The 428-nt window shown below is 34.1% G+C and carries 1 protein-coding gene; it reads left to right on the plus strand.

Annotation, left to right across the window (positions count from 1 at the left end; all coding sequences use genetic code 11):
- Nucleotides 1-178: 178 nt before the first annotated feature.
- On the plus strand, nt 179-428 hold a 250-nt coding region (locus tag LB467_RS18750), incomplete at its 3' end, for a carboxymuconolactone decarboxylase family protein (RefSeq protein WP_224475673.1).

Below are 428 nucleotides of genomic sequence, written 5' to 3' on the forward strand. Positions count from 1 at the left end.
GATTTGAAGATGTACAAGCTTTTGGACGCTTCTTCAAAAACATGGAAAAAAAGTCTCCTTCAGGTTTTCGGAAAGGAACAATTGCCCACTCTTAAGGAAAGCTTACCTACTGTACAAATATACTACTTCTGCATCTTTGCATTGTCAAATAATTTATAACAATTAAAATTTAAAGATAATGTCAAATTTCACAGTTCCCAACAGAGGAGAAGTATCTGAAAACAATCAGGCAATATTTAAAAATCTGGAAAGCGCATTGGGTATGGTTCCTAACTTATATGCTACCATGGCCCATTCTGAAACTGCCTTAGAAAATTACCTGGCATTTCAAAACAGTAAAACATCCTTCAGCAAAAAAGAAAAAGAAGTTGTTAACCTTGTTGTAAGTCAAATAAATGATTGTGATTATTGCCTGGCTGCTCATACTA

It is taken from the genome of Salegentibacter tibetensis, assembly GCF_020164485.1.
Classification (GTDB): Bacteria; Bacteroidota; Bacteroidia; order Flavobacteriales; family Flavobacteriaceae; genus Salegentibacter; species Salegentibacter tibetensis.